Genomic DNA, 23,123 nt, shown 5'->3' with positions numbered 1-23,123 from the left:
ACAAGAGTTCGCCTACATGGCTGACTGGGGTCAATCAACCGTTATTTCATTATTAGAAGCACAGCCTTTGATGAGCCAGACGGCCATCGTTGCTTCTGGTGGGATTAAAGACCCAATGCAAATGATGAAGGCACTTGCCCTAGGCGCATCTGCCGTTGGTATGTCAGGTCAATTCCTGCATTCGGTCCTTGGTGAAGGCGTAGACGCTACTATTGAGATGGTCAAGTCTTACGACGAACAATTACGCTTGTTAATGATGGTATTAGACTGCCAAGACCTGAGCGAACTGCGTAACACAGACTTAATGATCACCGGGAAACCAGCCGAATGGTCAAGACTCCGCCGAATCAATATCGAATATTTCGCATCAAGAAGCCAGAATTAAGATAAGGATGTGAAAAATGTCGTTTAGACTCGTAACAGTGGAAGAAATAAGTGTAGTGATTGTACATCACACAACTTATTTCTGAAGTGGCACGAGTCTGACATTTTGAACTCGACTACAAGGTGCGACACAAACCGTTCAGAAATGAACGTTGGAAGGTTGGAGCAGTCATTTCTGGTTTGTGGAACCCGATTATCAGGATGTGAGACCAAAATTCTTTAGTCTGACATTTTGAACTCGACTATGAGATACGACACAAACCGTTTATCAAGGTGCGAAACAAATATCATCTTAACTTAAATATTTACCAAAAAGTGCCCACTCAACATGAATAAGGCACTTTTTTGCATGTATATTTTTATTAGGACAACCATATTTTTATATCATGTAATCCAAAAACAGCGAGACATTCATCTTTTTGACAAATGTCCCGCTATTTTTTTAATATGCTTGAGCTGATACAACTGTTGGTGATCCGCCACCAAAAATTGCTTCAATATTCTCTAATGAGGTAATCACGACCTTACTTTCTGGTCTGTTCTCAACCAGTGAAATCGCTGCTTCGACTTTCGGCAACATTGACCCAGGTGCGAATTGTTCTTCCGCTATCCACCCCTTCAATTGTTCGACAGTCACCTCTTCTAATTTCTCTTGGTTTGGCTTGTTATAGTTGACGAATACATTGTCCACGCCAGTCAACATGATCAAGTAATCTGCTTCCACTAATTCCGCCAATTTGGCAGAGGCGAAGTCCTTATCGATGACCGCTTCAACACCCTTGTAACCAAATTCTACCGCCTCGACTGGAATGCCGCCCCCACCAGCTGAGATGGTGATGAAATCTTGGTCGATTAAGGTCTTGATAATTGGGTATTCAACGATTGTTTGTGGTTTCGGCGATGGGACCACTTTTCGGTAGCCTCGACCCGCATCTTCCACGTATACATCGCCATTTTTTTCAGATAATCGTTCAGCTTCCGCTTTTGCCAAAAAGGGGCCAACTGGTTTTGTTGGCTCTTCAAATGCCGGATCAGCCGGATCTACCACCACTTGCGTGATTAGGGTCGCTACCTTTTTATCCAATCCTTCCTTAGCTAAAGCCTCATTCAACATATTTTGTAGCCAGTAACCAATGCTACCTTGCGTCATCCCTACCAAGGCATCCAATGGTAAAATCGGATTTTCAGCCGACTCAGCAGCTTCTTGTTGTAACATTAAATTCCCTACTTGCGGGCCATTTCCGTGACTAATAATCACTTGGTGACCTTGTTTCACCAATTCAATTAATCGGTCACTAGTATGGCGAAGTGCTGCAATCTGCCCTTCTGCAGTAGGATCATCTGATAAAATCGCATTTCCGCCTAAAGCGACGACAATTTTTTTACCCATAATTTCCTCCATTAATTTGCTTTTAAATATTCTTGTAAAAAGGCTTGGACACCAAGCAAAATATCATTGCCTGACGTAGCCCCATATTGTTGAATCTGCTTAATGACACCATGTACAAGGTTTATATCATTTGCCAAAACTGCATCAAAAAAATTGGTCCATGAGTAATTGAGATGTCCTGCAAATAAAACCTTGTAATATGTTTCAGAAACCAAAGTCGTCGACCGTTGTTCAAGGCCCAGCTGAATAGCTGGCATAACTAGGTAATCATCTCGCCCAGTGATCAAAGTCATCATTATATAACCTTGCAAAAAGTCATCACCACTTGGGGTTAAACCAATACCGGCACCAATTAAAGACTGAGCCACTTTATTGTCCCATTCTTCTAACAAATCCCTGTAACGCCCCGCCAAATCATTGTTTGCCGAGAAACCAGACTCTTGCCAAATATCCGCTTGCGCCAATGCAGTGATAATATCAGCCTCAATAAAATCAGCCACTGAAATTTTTGGTAGTTTGGTCCCTACAATGGCGACTCGTTCCATGCAAATTTGCACAGGATTTGGTCGACTATACAAGGTCCAAGTCATGTGCAATTGATTATCGCCTATGCTAGCCGCTTGAATTTTCACTTGTTGGCCAATTTCAATGGTATTTTTCATGTCCTGAAGCAAATGATTAGGAACTACCACACCAAAGGCCGATAAATTGTCCGCACCCGTCCCGACATACAATAATTGGCCTTGGATAATTAAGTTAAACCCATGTTCAAAAATACTGTCTACTTTACCGTTTAAACGCTCTTTACTGAATAACAGCTTAGTGAGATAATCGCTCACCAAGTGATTTGATGAGCGATTATCCTTTTGCTTATTTAAATTCATGTGCGTTACTTAATTTTCGTCTACATGTATGCCAATTGATGCGGCATATGCGACTAAGGCTTTCTCAAAAGCGGCTAATGGTGCGCGCACAGTACCAGCACCAATTTGGCCAACACCGGCTTCTTTATGAGCGATACCTGTGTTGATGATTGGGGTAATCCCTGTTTCAACAACTTTTCGGATATCGATACCAAGGGTTGCTCCTTTGAAGTCCCAGTTTGGAATGGCCCAGTTTGGATTATTAGTAATAGAAATCTGTTGCATTTCTTCAGAAATGCTTTGGGCATCATCTAGACCGTTTAACCCAACAAAGCGGGTTACACCAGGTGCTGCAATCATCGCCATACCACCAACACCCACTGTTTCAGTGATGGCAGAGTCCCCAATATCTGGGTTGGCTTGTTCAGCTGAATACCCTGTGAAATACAAACCGTTTGGTGTATTGACTGGTCCATTGAACCATTCGTCACCAAGAGCTGCAATCCGGATACCGAAGTTTTCACCGTTACGGGCCATTGTCGTAACAACTGTCCCCTCTTGGATTTTACGGGCATAGTCAACCATGGCTTTTCCTGTCGCCATCATGATATTTAGGAAGAATTGGTCTGTATCCGCTAAGAATTGGATCACATCGGCCTTTTCTTTTTCCGGTGCATCAAGGGTAATAATGGAAGGTGTGATTTCTTTCAAGAATACCAATGAAGCCGCGATATTACGTTGATGGAATTCATCTCCCATACCAATTGCGCGGGCAATCATTACATTCAAGTTCAAACCTTCCTCGTGGGTACGTAAGGCTTGGCCTAAAATTGGCCCTAAAACGTCACGCATCCAACGCAAACGGTCGATAACCGTTGGTGAATTAGCACCAAAACGTAATACTTCACCAATTCCTTCATTCATGATGCAGTAACCAGTTGTCCCATCTGTCTTGTTTTCAACAATGAAAACTGGGAAGTTAGCTGAAGTAATCCCACCCATTGGCCCAACTGCACCTACATGGTGACAAGGAATAAAGGTTACTTCACCAGCTTCAAGTTGACGCATCGCATCGTCTTCGTCACTCGCCCATTCTTCAAATAATATGGCACCAATTACTGATCCCTTCATCGGACCCGTCATGTTTTCAAATTTGATTGGTGGTCCAGCATGCAGAATGATTTTTTCATCCGTATTCAATTCTGGAATCACTTCTTTAGCCAATTTAGCATCCACTAAGAATGGTTGTGAATTTTGTAAACGTTCGATGACCTTATCATTTGAAGCGTTGATTTCATCTTCGCGTTTTTCTAATTCGTTTAAAATCCGGATTAATCGCTTGTTACCGCCGGCCCGCGGACGCCAAGTAAATTGTAAGGCTTCTCCGCCGAAGGCAATTACTGGTTCCGTAAAGCTTTCGATCCCAATGTTAATGACACGCGGTGGATTGTTGAATAATTCAACCACTTTTTCGCTAGCATCAGGGACCGCAACTTTTTTACCCGCATAATCTACAAAGTTCTTGTCTGCGATGTTTAATTCATGACCCATTAATTTTAAAGCTAAACGAATGGCACGGGCGTTTGAAGATTCGACAATGACCCCAGCATCTTCTAACTTCGATACTGCATCCGCATAGTTTTGTGGGTCATGATCAGTACCCACTACAGACCCGATCACATATAAATCACGGCCATTAGCTTTGGCATCACTCAAAGCTTCCTTGATAGACGGCGCTAAAACACCGGCCATATCAGCGTGGGACCCGTAACCAAGCACCACATCAAGTAAGATGATACCTGTTGTTTCGTCTTGTAAAACTTCTTGGAGTTTTTTCACCCGAACTTCTGGATCAATCATCGGATGGGGTTTCCCTTGCGTGTACACGTCGTCACCAAGGTCCATTACTTGAAAACCTTGCGTATTCAAAATATACCCTTCTTGACCTTTGACATTATCTAAGCCTAAAGCGTCAGAAATTAACGTCGCTGCTTCACTGGCTAATGTCCCACCAGAGTACAAGCCTTTAACCGTTTTGCCTTCTGCTAATGGTTGACTCACTTCAAATTCAATTGGGTCATTATAATTAGCCTTGATCTCGTCGCCGTTGGCTAAATCAACTGACATTTTCGCTGCTTCTTCTAAAGTGTAAGCTAAGGCTACATTGCCCACGTGTTCAGTCGGTTTTTCACCTAGGAAAATAGCTACCACTGGCTTAGATAGCGACTGCAAGACTTGCATGACTTGGTCACGAACTTCTTTTGCAGGTGGCTTAGAAATCACCAGAATCACATCTGTCGGATCGTGGATTTCTAAGGCTGCAATCGCATCTAACATGGTTGTCGCTTGAACTTTTTCATTTAAGTCACGGCCACCTGTTCCGATAGCGTGGACAACCCCGCCACCTAACCGGTCGATAATAGTTGTTGCTTCTTGAATACCTGTCCCAGAAGCGGCTACAATCCCGATGTTGCCAGGATTGGTCACATTAGTAAAGGCTAACGGTACGCTAGAAATAACCCCTGTACCACAGTCTGGTCCCATTAATAGTAAGCCATTTTCATGGGCTTTATTTTTCAACCGTACTTCGTCTTCTAGGGATACATTGTCTGAAAATGAGAAGACATGTAGTCCTGAATCTAAGGCTTTTTCTATTTCGTCGGCTGCATATGTACCAGGGATGGATACCAAGGCCAAGTTGGCATCCGGCATAGTGTCTAGGGCGTCTTTCCAGTTATTCACGCTAGAAAGGCCAGATTCGTCCTTCTTCCCGGATAAATCACTAAGGAAACGGTCGATTTCAGCGATAACTTTCTCCATGACGCTTTCATCATCTGCTTCCACCACAATGGCCATATCGTTGGCACCTGCAGCTTCCACCTCGTCTGTGTAAAGACCGGCAGATTTTAGGATATCCTTATTGGCGTCTGATGCCATCATAATTTGTCCTTGCGAAACACCTTCAATGTCATTAACTGAATTCGTTAGTAACATCAAGTTAATTGAGTCTTGATAATTATTTTTTTGAATGACTGTATGTAACATAATGAAGCCTCCCTTTGTATTGATTATAACCGCTTTCAGGTCCGTGAAATATGCCCAAACTTCATAAAACGGTTCAAACATTTGTCTATTTTAGATAAAATCGTCACGAATCTGCCAAATTTTCCACATCTTACTTTATAATTAAGGCAAGAGAATTTAATTCAATGAAGGAATGATGACATGTCCACCTACCAAAGCTTGGATGTTTTGATTCAAGATGACCCTAATTTACCTATCTATGGAACATTATACCAAACTTATACCAGCCAGAAATCTCAAGCGCCGACGATTTTTTACTTGCATGGTGGTGGTTTGATTTTTGGTGACCGCAAAGATTTACCACACCAATATATCGACCAGTTGACGGTGGCTGGCTACAACCTCTTTTCTGTCGACTACCCCCTAGCCCCCGAAAGTAAATTGCCGGAAATTTTGGCGTCCATCGCAGTTTCAATCGATTGGTTTCTTGACCACGCTGTCGATACCCTCGATTTGAAAAATGACCACTACATACTAATGGGCCGGTCAGCGGGTGCCTACTTAGCCCTGTATCAAGCGGTGCACCACCAAGTGCCAGCCAAGGGGGCCATCGCTTTCTATGGTTATTTCAACCTCAACGAAGCAGCCTTTAGTGTCCCAAGCAGACATTTCCTGACCTATCCCAAGGTAACAGCCAATCAAATGATCCGTTTAACTTCAGAACAACCGATAGTTGAGGGTTCAATGAATGACCGATATCCAATCTATATCGGTGCCCGGCAATCGGGCACATGGCAAGACTTATTCCTAGCCGGCAAAGGCGATGCCAAAGGGTATTCTATTGAAAAAAATGATTTGAAAAATTTGCCGGCCACATTTATCACCGCTGCCTCAGGTGATCCAGATGTCCCGGTCCGCCAATCCAAACTCTTGCACAAAGCCGCCCCAAATAGTCACTTACATATTGTCGACAGCGACCTGCATGACTTTGACCGGACCGAAATCGATGGCATCGGGATGGCAACCTACCAGGAATTATTAACCTGGTTAAATACGCTTTTTGGCTAATCTGGCCAATTCAAAGCCCACAGTCTAGTAGCTTTCGCTATTGAAAATCTAAAGTAGTTCTCATAAGATGGTTATTATGAGCGCTTGCTTGCAAAATGAATCGGGAGGAAACAACATGCAGATTGACTTTTTCTTAACTTTACAAAAAGTTGCGGTTTTATTTTTGTTAATTGTCATTGGTTTTGTCGCTGGAAAAACCAAACTGATTTCTGAATCGGGTCAAAAAGATATCACCCAATTAGTTTTATATATTACGATGCCAGCTACTATCTTTACGGCCATGCAACTTGAAATGAACCAAGAACGGTTAAACACGGCGCTAGCCATTTTAGCCATTATGGTCTTCTGTTATACCGTCATGTTTACAGTTGGTCTCTTAGTTTCAAGAAAATTACCACTATCGGACGGTCGAAAGGACATTTTCCAAACAGCTTTATTACTATCTAATACTTCATTTATGGGCTATCCTATTATCCAAAGCCTACTCGGTGAAGAAGCCTTATTCTATGCCGTGGTTGGGGCTGGTTTTATTTTTGAAGTGGTGTCTTGGTCATTAGGTGTCTATTTAATTTCCCGCAATTCACCAACAACTGCTACCATTAATATCCGAAAAATCATCCTTTCACCAGGAATCTTGTCCATTATTGTTGGGTTGATCTTTTTCATTGGCCAATGGTCAGTGCCAGAACCTGTTAATTCAGTGATTAATACCATGGCACCAGCCACCTCGCCTTTAGCCATGATTGTAATTGGGTTAATGCTATCTCGTTCAAACATCAAAGAAGCCTTCCAAAACCCGATTTTATATCTGGCCGCTGGGGTAAAATTATTAGTGGTCCCTATCATCATTACCGTGATTTTAAAGGCATTCGGTGTATCCGGCCCCCAATTAGTCATCCCAGTCATGATGATTTCCATGCCAACAGCTTCATACGTTGCCATGTTCTCATCTAATTACGGCAACGACGGCAAATTTGCCAGCCAAATCGTCTTCTTGTCGTCCTTACTATCCATGATCACTATTCCATTAGTAACCCTATTATTTTAAATCACACAATATCAGCATCTTAATCAATAATGGTTAAGATGTTTTTTTATAGGTTGAAAACGACTCCTAGCTGACCTCCAAACACCTTTTTTAACGGTAATTTGTCCCTATATGCAAGCTCATATTGTATTTTTAAGATGTTAAACAACCATGATATTGATTGTAATTTTTTGGTAAATATATTAATATTAGATGAAATTTTGAAAAGGAAGTGATTATATGGAGAAAGAGAAAAAGGGTCTAAGTATGACGACACAAATTGTCATCGCCCTCGTATTGGGTATCGCTTTTGGGTACTTTTTCAAGGATTATGTAGGTTACATTGATTTTCTTGGACAAATTTTCCTACGGTTAATTCAAATGGGTATCGTCTTCCTTATTTTAGGGCAAATTGTTGAAGCAATTGGGAGCCTAGAAATTAAGCAATTAGGGACGATTGGTCTACGTACCATCATCATTTTTATGGTTTCTTCCCTATTAGCATCAGCTTGGGGTGTTCTATTCGGTCTGATATTTAAACCAGGTAGTGGTATTAGCGATACTGTCTCAACTAGTGTCGACATCGAAGCCACGCAAACCCCGTTTTCAGAAGTCATTATCAACTTCTTCCCGCAAAATATTGTAGACGCCATGGCCAACGGGGCTATCGTCCAAATCATTTCATTTGCCATCTTCTTTGGTATCGCCTTAAGCATTCGCGCTTCAGTCAGCGAACCAAAATTCCTACCCGTCTTAGTTGACTTTAACACCATCATCTTGCAGATGATCCGCTTAGTCATGGGTTTTGCACCCATTGGGATCTTTGCCCTTATCGCCTCAGCCATTGCTGAATACGGGATTGCCCTTATTTTACCCCTAGTTTCCTATCTACTCGTATACTCAGGCGCCACACTCTTATTCCTACTTGCCTGGTTACTCATCGTTAGCCTTTACTTACGCGTCTCAATAATTGCCCTTGTGAAAAAGATGTCTCGGATGTCCATTATAGCACTCGCGACTACATCGTCAGCCATCACCTTGCCAACAGCCATTGAAGATTCTGAAGAAAGATTAGGGATCAAACGTGAAGTATCACGTTTAGTTTTACCACTCGGTATGTCCTTAAACAGTAATGGATCTGCTATGTTCATGTCCATTACCATCATTACCGTCGCCCAAATTTATGGCGTTCAGTACGGATTGACCAATTACGTTTTCATTATTTTCCTAGCCACACTGGCTTCACTTGCAAATGCCGTTGTCCCTGGCGGTGGTTTGGTTTCACTTTCCATTGTGATTCCGCAAATGGGCCTGCCAATTGAAAGTATCGCCATATTCGCTGCTGTCGAATGGTTCACTGGTATGATCCGCACTATTTTAAATGTCAATTCCGATGTCTTTTCTGGACTGATCGTAGCCAAAAGTGTGGATGCCATTGATCGTGAAAAATTGAATAGTACGCACATTTAGCAATAAGACATTTATTTTGTACCATTTATGAACCAGTTAATTTTTATATAGTAAGCAATTTTAGATTGGAGTAATTCTTATGAACAAGTTTAAATTATCTTTAACAGTGCAGATTATTATCGCTGTCGTCGCGGGTATCGCCTTTGGTACCATTGTCGGAGAATGGGCGGGCAACCTGAAATTTATCGGGGATATTTTCATCCGCTTAATTCAAATGTCTGTTGTCCTACTAGTGATGACCTCAGTTATTTCAGCAATCGGTGAAATGGCCCGTAACAATGAGGAAAATCAATTGGGCCTTAAAGTCGGCGCCATGACCTTCTTTTGGATCATCTTCGCCACCCTAATCTCTTCAGGGCTCGGTTTCTTACTAGCAACCATCGTACGCCCAGGCGAAGGCATGCAGATTACTGAGGCCTTTGTCGCTGAAGAAACAACTTCCCTAGGCTTTCAAGAAACCATTACCAATTTCGTTTCAACCAACATCTTCAGTTCCATGGCTGCTGGTGAAATGATTCCTATTATCGTCTTCTCTGTCCTATTTGGTATCGGTCTAAACCAATGGATCAAAAAATCTGGTGATACTACCGTCCTTGATATCATCAAACACACCAACAACATCACCTTGAACGTGATCCAAACAATCATGAAAATCGCCCCAATCGGTATTTTCGCCCTATTAGCCAATGTTGCCGGTACAATCGGTTTAGCAGTAATTGGCCCCATGGTTAAATACCTAGGTATTCTCCTAATCGGCGTTACCATTGTCATGATCTTCATGGTCCTACTTACAGCAGCGATTTGTAAGGTCAACCCGGCTAAAATGCCTAAGAAATTCTTAGATATGTCCATCATTGCCTTAACCACAACTAGTTCAGCGATCACCTTCCCAACTGCCTTGAAAGATACCATTGAAAAATTTGGTGTCCGTCGTGATATCGCCAACTTCACTATGAGTGTGGGGATGACAATGGGTTCTGCCGGTGCAGCCATGTCTTACGTCGTCATGATCCTTTTCATGCAACAAGCATCTGGCGTTGAATTATCAGCAATTGAACTAATCGTTGGGATCTTCCTAGCTGTCATGTTAACCCTTGGTACCATCACCGTACCTGGTGGGTCTGCAGTTGTCGCAACCTTCCTCGCTACCTCTCTTGGTTTACCCGTTGAATCCATCGCCTTAATCATTGGGGTAGACTGGTTCGCCGGCATGTTCCGTACCTTCTTAAACGTGAACAATGACGTCATCGTATCCATGTTAGTTGCCAATTCAGTTGATGCCTTAGACCACGACGTTTATAATGGCAAAAAGACAGTCTCAGCTGAAGCCGAGTAACATTCATACAACAAATAAGGGCTAGCTTACGCTTCACCGCGTTTGCTAGCCCTTTTAATATGTTCAAATATTCAGCCCTTGGTGCAAGAAAGCCGCGACCACGAGTTAAAGTGGCCGCGGCTTTCTAATTTTTTACATTTTAACGAATTCACCAATAAAGTCAGCAGCCACACCAGCATCTTTAGCGTAAGTCACTTGACCTCGTAAGATGGTTGTTTCAACTTTCGCCCCAATTTCACGTCCAATATAAGGACTGATTTTGTTTCGATACTCTAAATCTTCCGCTTGTAAAGTATAAGCTGCATCCGGGTTTATCAAGACGATATCTGCGTCCTTACCAACTTGGATACGACCCTTGTTTTGAATATCGAATAAGTCTGCAACGTTTCCAGCAATAATGCCCGCAAATTGTGTTAATGACATGCCACGTTTTTGCACAGCTTCATCGAATAAAACATCCACGTTATTTTGCACACCCGAGATACCACCCCAAGCGTCAAACGCATTGTCCGTATCTTTCAAATCTGGCGTACATGGTGAGTGGTCTGACGTTACGAATTTGATTTCGCCGTTAAAGACTTTCTCCCATAGGCCATCTTGTTGCGCTTTATCACGGATTGGTGGTGAACATTTAACCACTGGTCCAATCGCATCTAATTCATCTGTTTCAAAGTATAGGTAGTGGGTACATGTTTCGCAAGTCACGTCAACACCAGCTTCGCGGGCTTCAGTAATGGCTTCAACCCCCTCAACACAAGCAACGTGCACAATATGGATACGACAACCTGTTTCTTTAGCAAATAAAATAGCTTTTTTGATTGGTTCCACTTCCGTAAAGACTGGACGTGTTTCAACGTAAGCTTTAAGTGTAGTTTCCCCGTTTTTGTAAGCAATTTCGCCTAAACGATCAGTTACGGCTGCATTTTCCGCATGGATAGACAAGATTTTACCTGTTTTAGCAACTTGTTTCATCCCTTCATATAATGAGTAGTCATCTACGTTCATGAAGTCGCCATCGATTGAACGGTCACCACATGTTGACATGAAGGCCTTGTAAGCAATAACTCCGCCGTCAGCTTGTTCTTGAATCTCACCATTTTCCAAGTTGTAAGGCACTAAACCACCGTATGAGAAGACGTCAGCTTTCAATTCCCCCTGACCTGCTTCATATTTGATGTTTAATGTTTCACCAGAAGTTGTTGCTGGCACTTGGTTTAAAGGCATCTCTAAAAATGAAGTAACCCCACCTTTAGCTGCAGCTGAAGTTCCTGTCACATAACCTTCCCATGAATCGCGGTAACCCCCGCCTGGTTCAGTGATATGAACGTGGGCATCAATCATACCTGGGCTGACAATTAAACCTTCAGCGTCGATTTCTTGCTTCCCTTCAAAACCTGTACCAATACCTGCAATGACACCATCTTGAACAGCAATATCTGTTTTCGTTTCGCCCCCATCTAGGATGACTAAACCATTTTTAATGACTAAATCAAATTGCATGAAACTTCCTCCTTAATTATTCGTTTTCAATACCAATTGTTGACGCTTTTGAAGAGAAGCGGATCAACAAGTAATAAATGACAAAAGCCGAAATAAATCCAGTAATCCAAGCCATATCCGATAATACTGATAGCGCTGGGATAAATTGACCGACCATAGATAAGACCAGACCGATAACGGTTGCTACATAGGCTTGTTTATTCACGCCCGTATAGATGTTCTGTCTAGATTCCTTACCACTTGTATCAAAGTATAACTGATCAAGGTCAATTTCTTGTTTGTTCACGAAGTAATAATGGGCAATCATTACACCGGCTACCGGTCCTAATAGTGAACCAATAGCATTTAGGAATACCAGAATTCCCCCACCATCAGACATGAAATTCCATGGCATAATCAGGAAGGAAATAATCCCCGCAATCAAAACACCCTTACGGTAATCGATTTGCTTTGGAAAAAGTGCAGCCAATTGATACGCTGCCGGAATAATATTCCCAGTCGCATTTGTCGAAATTGTTGTCATTAAAAAGACTAATGTCGCAACAATGATAGCTGGAAGCGAATCCCATTGGTTAATAAAATCCAAGACCCCATTGCCTGACGTTGGTGCGCCAAAATGAATGGTACCGCCAATGATAATCACTACTGCCATAAAGGCGAAAATTAGGTAACCCACAAGTAATGAAGCCACTTGACCTAGCGCTTGGTCTTTTTGAGACCGGGCATTTTGGGTAAAGTCACTTACTGAAACTCCTGGTGCTGCCCACACTGACAGGACTGAAGCAATAATCATCAAGTAAGCAAGAATAGGATTAATAGACACATCTCCTGCCATATTATATTGCAGAATGTTACCAATTCCTCCACCTACATTAATGGCCCAAATGGTCATCCCACCGAATACTAGGTAAATAATTGGTGATAAAACCGCGGTAAATTTATTTAAAATACCGCCACCACCAAAACCAATGGCCATGTTGGCAATCCAGAAAATAACAAAGGAAATCAGTTCTGGAATCGTGATGCCTAAGACTTCACCACCGATTTCTAGATAAGCTGGCCACAATTTAGAAATCAAGATCGTTAAAGCTGCGGCACCTGTATAGGTTTGGACCCCAAACCAGGCAATAGCCGCGACCACGCCACGAAGGAATCCAGGTAGTTTGGCCCCTTTAGATCCGTAGGTAGAACGCAGGTGCATAGCAAACGGAATCCCAAACTTGGCTCCCGCTTGGCCGTTAAAAATCATAAAGACTGCAACAGCAAGTCCCGCTAAGGTGATGGCAACCATGACATTGATTGGCGATAAACCTAGCATCAAAAATCCTACTACAGCTGCATAATTAGGGATGTTATGGACTGACCCCATCCATAAAGTAAAGTAATTCATGGCGGTCATGTGACGGTCTTCAGCTGGCTTAGGCAAGATATCCTCATTCTTGTAGCCCCGCTGTCGGTAACGTTGTAACTGGTCTTCACTGATATGGTAAATGTTCTCTTCCAAATTAGACCCTCCTCATTTTTATGATTTATATAAATTGTAACCGTTTTCTACACCCTTGCCTTTGTTTACTGTGACCAAAGACCTTTTTCACTCTTGTCAAAAACCGCTAATTCGAATTCAAAAAGCAATATAGGCGAAAGTAAGTGTCGGGTAATTCTGACTTTTGAAGTCCGAAATCACGACCAATTATAGCTAGTAAAAGGGCGTGTGATATTTATGTCACACGCCCCTTTCCCACCATTTCAAAGAACTTTTTCAAATCTAATAGAGAATCGTAAACTTCCCCTATTCTATACTAGTAAGCTAAGCGACGTAAGGTTTCACCTAGAGCTTCTACCCCTTGGACAATATCAACTGCCTCAGTATGTTCAGCCGGGTTATGCGAAATCCCTTTTATCGATGGTACAAAGATCATCCCTGTTGGTACGTGGGCAGCAAAAATTTGTGAATCATGGCCGGCACCTGAATGCATGACTTGATAATTCAAGTCGTTGTCTTTACATACAGACTCAATCGTTTCAATAATATGGGCGTCCATTGGCACTGGTTTTTCATCCATCCATTTATCAATGGTGATTTCAATCCCCATATCATCCGCAATTTTTTGCATATCCGCTTCAATCTCTTTGGTAAAACGGTCTAGAATACCTGCATCTGTATGCCGACAATCCATAGAAATTAAGGTTTCACCTGGTACAACGTTGACTATATTTGGTTTAGGTTCAACGCGTCCAAAAGTTAAGACTAACGGATTCCCTTCAGCTTTTGCCTTATCAATGGATTGCACAATTATTCTTGAAGCTGCCTCGACTGTATCCTTTCGGTATTCCATCAGGGTTGTTCCCGCATGATTGGACTCCCCTTTGAGTGTAATATTGTAGCGTTTTTGCCCAACAATGGCGTTAACTATCCCTACTTGTTTTTTTGTTTGCTCAAGGAAGTTCCCTTGTTCAATATGTAATTCTATAAAGGCTGCCAAATTGTGATGACTTGGTACATCTTGGAAATCAAAACCGGTTTCACGCATGGCATCTACAAATTTAATGCCGTCAGCATCCGCAATCTCTTCAACGTCTGAGCGCTTAGCCAAACCGAAGATATTTTTCGAACCCCAAAAAGCATATGGGAAACGAGAGCCTTCTTCTTCAGCCATTGAGATAATTTGTAATGACTTCTTAGGTTTACCTTCTGTTTCAAGTAAAGCCTTAATGGCCATGTAAGAAGACATAATCCCTAATTGCCCGTCTAAACGGCCACCTTTAACTACCGTATCCACGTGAGAACCTGTGGCGATGATTTCATCTGGGAATTCGGTTCCTTCGATCGTCGCGTATAGGTTACCTACTGGATCAAATTCGGTTACCATACACAATTCTTCAAATTTAGCTTTTAAAGCATTTTGCGCTTCAATCCACGATTCTGAATAGAGTAATCGAGTTGTCCCTGGACCTTCTGCATCTGAAATGCTTGAAATCCAGTCCATTAATTCATCTATTGTTTCTGGTGCTATCTTAATCACGCAATTCCCTCCTAAAATTCACTTCTTTTAATTAACATACCTAAAAACTGTTTCATAGGCATTGTGTGATGTGACAGGATTCTTCTCATTTTTTAGCCAAAGTAGGCAAAAATCTAAAAATAGCTTGATGCAGACGCGCCAATATCTACACCAAGCTGCCAAAATCCGAATTATTTATCTGCCTCGGCGTACACTTCTAAGGCTGCTTGAACCCCTCTACCTGGTTCAATTTTAGCGCCATGGTATAACAAGGCCGCTTCAAAAGCACCTAGTGCATGTAAGACATTCTCACGACGGCTTGAATAACCCATGTTACCAAAACGCCAGATTTTACCGATTAAACGGCCGAATGATCCCGCAATTTCCACGCCAAATTGGTCTAATAGGAAGTTTTTAACTGCATCTGGGTCAACACCCTCTGGAACAAGGATTGGGGTAACTGTGGCCATTTTAGTTGACTCATCCCCGTAAATTTCAAGTCCCATAGCTTTAATCCCTGCAATAATAGCCTGGTTATTTAATTCATGACGGGCATACACATTTTCAACCCCCTCTTCAAGGATTAATCGTAAACCTGTATGCATACCATAAATTAAAGTCGTTGCTTCAGTATGGTGGTTGATACGGCTGTCATTCCAGTAGTTGATTAACTGGCTTAAGTCCAAATAATTTGATTGAATATGGTCAGGGTTACGGTCTTCCGTACTTAAACCTAACTCTTTTTGGTAACGAGCTTCAATCACTTTTTGTGTACGTTCGTTAAATGTCACTAATGACATACCAGATGGCACACTCACACATTTTTGTGAACCAGCAATAGCAATATCCACGCCCCATTCGTCCACTTTAATTGGCACACCACCATAAGTCGCAACCATATCTACTAAGAATAAATGGTCGTTTGCCTGGCAATAAGCCCCAATTTTATCAATGGCTTGAATTTGACCGTTGGCAGTTTCACCGTGAATCATAGCCACTACTTTAGGATTTACTTCTTTAATTTTTTCAATGACGTCATCTTGATCGAATGGACTATCCCAATCTTTTTCATATAAGATCACTTCAGCTTTAGCACGTTCTGCGATTTCCGCTAATAAGTATGCGAAACGACCGTAAGCTGGGATTAAGACTTTGTCACCTGGTTGCACTAAGGCAATCATTGACGCTTCAATACCTGAACGAGAAGTTCCATCAACCGCAAATGCTTGCTCATTTTCCGTACCAAAAGGCACCTTAATCATTTCTTTCACTTCATTCATGATATGTAGAAAGGCAGGGTCAAATTGACCTAAGATGGTGTTTGACATTGCGCGTAAAACTTTCGGGTGTGACTCCACCGGTCCTGGGGTCATAATCGTTCTTTGTGGTACGTCGATTTCTTTATACATGTGTATTCCTCCCGTTTCATTAAAATTGTCTGTTCTTATCACTTTATTTTATTATAAACCTTTCATCAAAAAAGCGGAATGGTATCCATGCTTTTCGTCAATAATGACTAAATCAAATTTTCTTTCAGTCTAGTTTGAACAATTGGCCCACTTCTAGTATATTTATCTATGTGCAATAACAACAAGTCATTGGTGATTTTGCCAAACAGCTAGCAAGATTACTAAAACAACAATCGATAAATGGAACGGAATGAGGAATACATCATGATTTCACTAGCCAACTTACTAGATTCACCCCGTTTTTCAGATATTAAATTACTGACTGACCGCAATCAAACGCCCTTAGACCAGGAAATCAAAAGCGTCGATATTTCAGATACACCAGATATTGAACATTATATTCCTGAAGGTGTTTTTTTATTAACTACAGCCATGATTTATAAGGAGGACCAATCGGGTTTAATCCCCCTAATTGATTCCCTGATACGGGCTAGCGCTGTCGGCTTAGGAATTAAACTGGGCCGCTTTTTAAATGGACATTTAGATCCCAAAATCATTCAATACGCCAACAAAGTCAACTTTCCAATTTTTGCTATTCCTGATGATTATTCTCTTGGTGAATTACTTCACCAGTTGATGTCTAATATTTGGGGCACCAAGTACGAAGAAGTGTCCTTTGCCTTGGATATTCAAAGTCAGTTTTCAAACCTATTAATTCAAAACGCTTCTAACGAAGTGATTATCAATGAATTGGCCAAAACCATCAAAACACCGACAATCTTACTCAGTCCCTACCGAGAAATTATTTCTCACTCAAGACACTTTAACAATTCGTCCAACTCAGCCCAATTATATGTCGACCAAATCATTCAATTAATGGATAACGAGACTAAGAACAAAGGGTCATTTATTGTAGAAAACGCCAAGGGACAGCAATTCCAAGTTTCTGTTACCCCAATCAAGGTCTACAATTATTTCCCCCACTATTTGGTTATTTTAAAGCCCGAACAAATTCCCTACCCTATTTCGTCCTTCGCCATTGACCAAGCCGCCACCGTCTTATCTTTTATCTTATTCAAGAATGAGAAAGTGGCTGAATCCCGTTTTACCATCGAAACAGATTATTTTAAGGAAATGGTCGACAACAATTACAAGGTTGATTCATCCCTAGCACCACAAGAACCTAATATGAAGCATGGCTATATCCTATCCAACTTTTATCAGGTAGCCCACGTCTTTGAAAAAACAGCCATCAACCAAAGTAAATTGACCCATTTACAAGAAGAACTCTTACAGCTGACCTTCAAATGGATCAAAAAGAAGATCAGCCATTACTTTGCCAATGCCCTTGTCATTCAATTCCAAAACACCAAGGAAATCGTCGTTCTGTTCCAACAACAAGATCCTCATTTATCCGCTAAATTAGGCAAAATGGCTGCTGATATCCAAGACAAATTACCCTTACATTTAATATTCAGCTTGGGTAATCCCTACTACAATTGGGAACAAATCAGCCAGTCTTATACAGAAGCCAAGCTAGTCTTTGATGAACGTCGTCAAAGTGAACATGGCGAATTGATCATGCATTACGAAGACAAAGGTATGCTACAACTATTCAATAACTTGGATAAAAATGACGTCACCTTCTTCTGTCAAAATATCTTGAAAGCATTCGCCTTCCCAGAAGATCCAACCTTAATTGACCTGCGGAAAACACTCACTGTATATCTGGATTCTCAATGTGAAATCGCCAGCACCGCAAGCAAACTCTTCGTTCACCGAAATACCGTAAAATACCGGATCCAACGATGCGAAGAAATCTTAGGCCATGACGTATCCTCACCAGAAAACTCACTTAATCTAAGACTAGCCCTAAACCTCATCGACGAAATTAAATAAAATAAAATATGAAAGCAAAAGCAAGCTACCAAAGTAAAAATCAACGTAGCTTGCTTTTCTTTGTATATAGAAATGTCTTTTATGCGTACATTGAAGTCATTAATAGTCCATCCCCTATAAAAATATTGTCATTGGTAGTTTCATACATAAGTACAGCATTAGACTAATATTTGTGGCAAGTTGCGCCCGCCCGAAGATTTGTTTGTAATCTACGATTAGTTTCTCGAGAACATAGAAAACGTGATTACCAATTTTGTAAGCTTGCATAATGCTTAGTTATCACAAAGTAATACCTATAATGTTTATCCAATTACAAATTCTAGTATTAAGCCTTGTAGAGAATATCACACACTTGAAGAATGTATTATTCCTTAATAGTCAACAGAAAGAATGCAAATTAATGAAGTGGCTTGCCGTTTGCAAGAAAAACTTACTATTAAGCCAAAGGCTGGAGCCTCCTAGCATGCCTTCGCGGTGAAATAAGGATGATGGCCCGGCGCATGACAGACTATTAGGCGTGTACGTCTTACAGAATGTACAGACAGACAAACCAACAGACTGTTAGGGTGCGAGAACCGACGCCAAGAGAGAAACCGTTGGATGTTGTTGAGCTAAGCGATTTCGTTCTAATCCTAATTTGCAAATGCGCCCATACCTTCATAATTGTCAAAATGGATATCGTCTGATTCTAGGTAGTTAATGATGGATTCTGGAATCAAGACACCCTCTACTTTAGCACGATTATATGCTTCATTACCTGGTTGTCCTGGATATTGAACACGGTCAAATCCCGGTGCTGGTATAATCTGTGTTAAGTTCCTCATCATGTTCGTAATCTGTGCTTTAAAAGGTTCAATACCCACAAATTTTTCAGGGTCAATCAAGATAAACATTTGCCCAAGGTTACGCCCCTCATGCAAATTATGATACATCGAACTCACTTCATTCCCTGATGGTAGGCCTAATAATACACCTGCCAAAATGTCTACCATCATCATTAAACCATACCCTTTCGGTCCAGAAATAGGCAACAAACCATTTACTTGATTTGGATCAGTCGTTGGGTGCCCCTTCTGATCCACGGCCCAATTATCTGGAATTTCAATTCCTTTAGATCTAGCATCTAGGATTTTCCCCCACGCTTGAACTGTAGTCGCCATATCAAAAATCAATGGTTCGTCACCATTATTCGGCGCACAAAAGGCAATAGGATTCGTCCCAAAATAATTTTCAGCCCCACCAAAAGGTACGACCATTGGGTCTGACTGACACATTGCAATACCCACTAAATTAGCATCCGCAATTTTACGCATGTAATATGACAAAGTCCCTGAATGCCCCATCTTAGAAATCCCAACGACAGCTACCCCACTTTCTTTGGCCATACCAATCGCTGGTACTAAAGCTTTATTGGCGACAAAATGACCTTGCGCATTGTCTCCATGGAAAATCCCTGTTGACGGGCCTGTTTGTTCAAAGGATATATTGGGTTGGTTGGTAATGCCACCCTTATTGATCCGTTCAGCGTAATATTCAACTCGGACTGCACCGTGTGAATGAATACCTGACATATCAGCGAAAGTTAAATGTTTGGCTGTTTCTTCAGCTTGGTCTTGGTCTAGTCCCGCAGCTTGTAGTTTTTGATTCATTAAGTTGTATAAACGTTCTGGACTGACCTTGATGATTTTTTCTTCATGATGTGCTGACATGATTTTCGCTCCAATCCCCCTTAAACACCAGGGTTGCGGTTGGCATCTTTGGAATAAACATAGGCAAGTGGTTCCGTCCGGTCAGTCGCGTAAGCGGCTTGCGGCGTGTAGGCAGCCATAAAAATGTAATCCCCTTTTTCCACTGGATACCAATTGTTATCTAAATTATACATACCTTTCCCAGATAGTAAATAGGCCCCGTGCTCTTGATAATGGGTTTCGATATAGCCATGGCTGGCACCTGGTTGAAACGATAAAATATGGAAATTCATGTCAAATCCTAAGTCATCAGTCGGAAGTAAATTCCATAATAGGACATCTTCCATTCCTTCATAGGCAATCGGTGTGACCGCATCTTTGTTGCCAATCACTTTATGGGCTTGGTGGCCCTCTATTGGCTCGTATGCGCGCTGGTACAAGAAGGCCTCCGTTGTTTCCTTTTGCCCGTTTTCAAAGTACATCTTTTCATTTACTGGGAAAAAGGCGTAACCCCCACTTGCTAGCTGGTCTGATTTACCATTGTCGTCGCTGACAATTAAAGCCCCTTTGATGACATAGACGAAGGTTTCAATGCCTGGACCACCAAAACCAAGGATATTTTTACCACCTTCTTCAAATTCTGCGATAAAGTCTGAAAAACTTGCTCCCATTCGCGGTGACCCTAGGATTGAGATGCGCGTATTTTCAAAGCCTGGTATCAGGTTATTGACTAAACCATCATGGGTCAAGATGGCGTAATTATTTTTCTTAATCATTGCCCGCGTTTCAAGCAGTCCATCCCGGTAACCTGTATTGTTGTTTTTATAGCCCATTGTTATCCGCCTCCAATTATTTCATGTGTGATTGATTACTTATAGTGTAACCGCTTTAAAACTAAAGAGCTACTTTCAAACCCTACAATTTTAGACAAAGGATTGTTGGTTTTAGCCAAATGACGACAGTAAAAAAGACCATGGCCCTCGAGTCACGGTCTGGGGGCTAGCTTAGAATAGCTATGCCCTTTTATCAAAAAAATTATAAGAAAAGGTATAAAATGGCGATGGTGCCGACGCCGGCGATGATGGTTTTGATGATGTCTTTAAACCGGTAGGCGACGAACAAGGACACGAGTGCTGGTATCAATTTGATGTTCTCCAGTAGGTTGAGGTTGAAGTGGCTTTCCCAGAAAAATATGTCGGTAAAAATCATTGCGGTAAAAATGATAACGGGTAGGTAAGCCATTGTTTTGTATACCATTGGAGAAATTTTGGTGTTACGTATAACAAGTGCAGGTACGACGCGCATAGCGGTGCACAGTAAGCCAAGTGTTACTACGAATAATGCCATGATAGCCCTCCTATGCTACACGGTTATTTTCTTGACGTTTTAAGAAATAGAATACGACCGCTAAGGCGATGGCTGTGGCCATAATAATCACATAGGATGATTGGAAAATAGTCATCAAGATGACGGCAATCACACCAGTGAATAACATGGTGTTGAGCATCATGCGGTTGTTTAGGTTCGGGACAAGAATGCCTATAAACATAGCAACCATGACAAAGTTTGAAATGACATCAGGAATTTGAATGAAGGTACCAAACAAGGCACCCGATGCAGTAAATAGGATCCAGGAAATCCATGTTGCAGTAGCGACGAATAAGGCGTCGTTAATGGCCCATGGTTTCTGTGGACTGTTATCTTGCAGTTTTAAGACATTGATGGCGTAGGATTCGTCTGCTGTCATGTAGCCTAACCAAGCGACCTTAAAATTAGGCGCTTGGTTTAAGTATGGGCCAAAAGACACACTATACAAGGCTTGGCGGGAACTTAATAATAGTACTGAGATAAATACTTCCATTACACCAGCATTTTGTGCAATTAGCGCTGCTGCCACAAATTGCGCGGAGCCCCCAAACACTAGACTGGACATCAGCACAACCTGCCACCAGGTTAAGCCGGCATCAGCGAGTAGTAACCCACAAGCTAAACCAACTGGTAAATAGCCTACAATAACGGGGATTGATAACTTGAAACGTTCGGACTTGGCGTCCACAATTTCTGCCATTAAACACCCTCCCTTATGTTTATTATTTTTATTTAGTCATCCGCTAGCACCTGACTAGCGATTTAGCTAACTAACGATTCACTTCTCTATGGTAATCCATGAATTTCTTGATGAAATTGTAAGGATCAATTAAGCCGATTTGACGGGCAAAGATATATAAATTTGATTCTCGTAAGAAAGCTCTTTGGATTAAGCGATAATCCGTGGCGATTCTAATAGGCTGGGTATCCGCGATTAATTCGCCCTCGGATAATACCCAAGCATGGCGAGTAAATTCTAATACTAGATCCGTGTTATGGGTATTGATGATAATTGCAATTTCTTGTTCCTGGTTGATTTGATATAGGTACTGCATGAATTCGTTGTAATGATGGTAATCTTGGCCTTCAGAGGGCTCGTCAATAATTAAGAGTGACGGCTGGTTAATTAAGGCAGACGACAGCATAATCCGTTTTTGTTGGCCAAATGATAATTGGCCAATTTGTAGTTCAGCAGTATAAATCAGACCCGTTCGTTTTAAAGAATCCCGGATGACTTCTTCTGCTTCTTCCGCGGAGTAATTACAATTAGCGGCAATCCCATTCAAATAGTCTTTCACAGTGGAATCTAGGATGGATTGGTCGATATTTTGTTGGATATAGACTGTTTCCTGCTTCATTTGACATAGGTTATCGCCAGTGACTTCTTCACCTAACCAAGTCATCGTGCCCGAATCTGGGCGGATGTTTCCGTCCATCATCTGACCCAGTGTGGACTTGCCCGACCCATTTTTTCCGACAATGGCAATCATGTCACCTTTGAAAACTTGAGTGGAAATATTGCGCAAAGTGGGCTGGTCTCGCCATGGATAAGTGTAGGATACATTATCAAGGGTCAAAATGGGTTGATCACTACGTTTTTGAACGAAATTTGGTACGGTCATCAGCCAAGATTCAATGGTTCGTTTTAGGTCAGGACCATGTAAATAATTGACGTTTGATATGTTGCGGACCTTA

The 23,123-nt window shown here is 41.7% G+C and carries 18 protein-coding genes; 6 read left to right on the top strand and 12 right to left on the bottom strand.

Annotated features, from left to right (window positions below; all coding sequences use genetic code 11):
* On the top strand, positions 1-385 hold a 385-nt coding region (locus tag ACRCJ0_RS02225), incomplete at its 5' end, for an alpha-hydroxy-acid oxidizing protein (protein WP_431389353.1).
* 441 nt (positions 386-826) lie between these two features.
* Here the strand turns inward: ACRCJ0_RS02225 and arcC are convergent.
* From arcC to fdrA, 3 genes are read right to left on the bottom strand one after another with little or no spacing between them, the layout of a single operon-like run.
* Entirely contained in the window at positions 827-1,774 is a 948-nt protein-coding gene (gene arcC, locus ACRCJ0_RS02220; protein ID WP_048727961.1) for a carbamate kinase, read from the bottom strand.
* 11 nt (positions 1,775-1,785) lie between these two features.
* On the bottom strand, positions 1,786-2,658 hold the full coding sequence (locus ACRCJ0_RS02215) for a DUF2877 domain-containing protein (protein ID WP_270370283.1): 873 nt from the start codon (positions 2,656-2,658) through the stop codon (positions 1,786-1,788).
* 9 nt (positions 2,659-2,667) lie between these two features.
* Entirely contained in the window at positions 2,668-5,682 is a 3,015-nt protein-coding gene (gene fdrA / locus ACRCJ0_RS02210) for an acyl-CoA synthetase FdrA (protein ID WP_431389352.1), read from the bottom strand.
* A gap of 180 nt (positions 5,683-5,862) precedes the next feature.
* On the opposite strand from fdrA, the gene ACRCJ0_RS02205 reads away from it, so the two are divergent.
* The 4 genes from ACRCJ0_RS02205 to ACRCJ0_RS02190 all read left to right on the top strand — a co-directional run bounded on the left by ACRCJ0_RS02205 (position 5,863) and on the right by ACRCJ0_RS02190 (position 10,562).
* A complete protein-coding gene (locus tag ACRCJ0_RS02205; protein ID WP_048727955.1) occupies positions 5,863-6,729 on the top strand; it encodes an alpha/beta hydrolase in 867 nt (288 codons plus the stop codon).
* 115 nt (positions 6,730-6,844) lie between these two features.
* Positions 6,845-7,777 carry an AEC family transporter gene (locus tag ACRCJ0_RS02200; protein ID WP_270370281.1) on the top strand — a complete coding sequence of 311 codons (933 nt, stop codon included), beginning with the start codon at positions 6,845-6,847 and terminating at the stop codon, positions 7,775-7,777.
* Positions 7,778-7,996: 219 nt separating this feature from the next.
* The gene (locus ACRCJ0_RS02195; protein ID WP_016896933.1) at positions 7,997-9,226 is read left to right on the top strand and encodes a dicarboxylate/amino acid:cation symporter; all 1,230 of its coding nucleotides are present in this window, start codon (positions 7,997-7,999) and stop codon (positions 9,224-9,226) included.
* Positions 9,227-9,305: 79 nt separating this feature from the next.
* Positions 9,306-10,562 (top strand): dicarboxylate/amino acid:cation symporter, encoded by a 1,257-nt coding sequence (locus ACRCJ0_RS02190; protein ID WP_016896932.1) that lies wholly within the window; start codon positions 9,306-9,308, stop codon positions 10,560-10,562.
* Between the two features lie 132 nt (positions 10,563-10,694).
* Here the strand turns inward: ACRCJ0_RS02190 and allB are convergent, their stop codons facing one another.
* The 4 genes from allB to ACRCJ0_RS02170 form a co-directional block, all read right to left on the bottom strand.
* Positions 10,695-12,062 (bottom strand): allantoinase AllB, encoded by a 1,368-nt coding sequence (gene allB / locus ACRCJ0_RS02185; protein WP_270370279.1) that lies wholly within the window; start codon positions 12,060-12,062, stop codon positions 10,695-10,697.
* A 16-nt stretch (positions 12,063-12,078) separates the two neighbouring features.
* Positions 12,079-13,566, bottom strand: coding sequence for an allantoin permease (gene allW / locus ACRCJ0_RS02180; RefSeq protein ID WP_431389351.1), 1,488 nt, complete (start codon positions 13,564-13,566; stop codon positions 12,079-12,081).
* A 295-nt stretch (positions 13,567-13,861) separates the two neighbouring features.
* Positions 13,862-15,085 carry an allantoate deiminase gene (gene allC, locus ACRCJ0_RS02175; protein ID WP_431389350.1) on the bottom strand — a complete coding sequence of 408 codons (1,224 nt, stop codon included), beginning with the start codon at positions 15,083-15,085 and terminating at the stop codon, positions 13,862-13,864.
* 170 nt (positions 15,086-15,255) lie between these two features.
* Complete coding sequence (locus ACRCJ0_RS02170; protein WP_016896928.1) at positions 15,256-16,473, bottom strand: pyridoxal-phosphate-dependent aminotransferase family protein; 1,218 nt, start codon at positions 16,471-16,473, stop codon at positions 15,256-15,258.
* A 240-nt stretch (positions 16,474-16,713) separates the two neighbouring features.
* Here ACRCJ0_RS02170 and ACRCJ0_RS02165 point away from each other — a divergent pair, with 240 nt between their 5' ends.
* Entirely contained in the window at positions 16,714-18,372 is a 1,659-nt protein-coding gene (locus ACRCJ0_RS02165) for a PucR family transcriptional regulator (RefSeq protein ID WP_431389349.1), read from the top strand.
* Positions 18,373-19,004: 632 nt separating this feature from the next.
* Here ACRCJ0_RS02165 and allD read toward each other — a convergent pair.
* From allD to ACRCJ0_RS02140, 5 genes are all read right to left on the bottom strand, one after another.
* Positions 19,005-20,081, bottom strand: a complete 1,077-nt coding sequence (gene allD, locus ACRCJ0_RS02160; RefSeq protein ID WP_431389348.1) for an ureidoglycolate dehydrogenase — start codon at positions 20,079-20,081, stop codon at positions 19,005-19,007.
* A 20-nt stretch (positions 20,082-20,101) separates the two neighbouring features.
* Entirely contained in the window at positions 20,102-20,893 is a 792-nt protein-coding gene (gene allE, locus ACRCJ0_RS02155) for a (S)-ureidoglycine aminohydrolase (RefSeq protein ID WP_048727930.1), read from the bottom strand.
* 202 nt (positions 20,894-21,095) lie between these two features.
* Positions 21,096-21,407, bottom strand: coding sequence for an AzlD domain-containing protein (locus tag ACRCJ0_RS02150; RefSeq protein ID WP_431389347.1), 312 nt, complete (start codon positions 21,405-21,407; stop codon positions 21,096-21,098).
* Positions 21,408-21,417: 10 nt separating this feature from the next.
* Positions 21,418-22,128: an AzlC family ABC transporter permease gene (locus tag ACRCJ0_RS02145; RefSeq protein ID WP_431389346.1), complete on the bottom strand. Its 711-nt coding sequence runs from the start codon at positions 22,126-22,128 to the stop codon at positions 21,418-21,420.
* A 70-nt stretch (positions 22,129-22,198) separates the two neighbouring features.
* A partial coding sequence (locus ACRCJ0_RS02140) for an ATP-binding cassette domain-containing protein (protein ID WP_431389345.1) occupies positions 22,199-23,123 on the bottom strand: 925 nt, incomplete at its 5' end.

The sequence above is a fragment of the Aerococcus sp. L_32 genome, assembly GCF_050689315.1.
The sequence above is the reverse complement of the archived record's forward strand: the minus strand, read 5'-3'. Positions and strand labels throughout refer to the sequence as shown.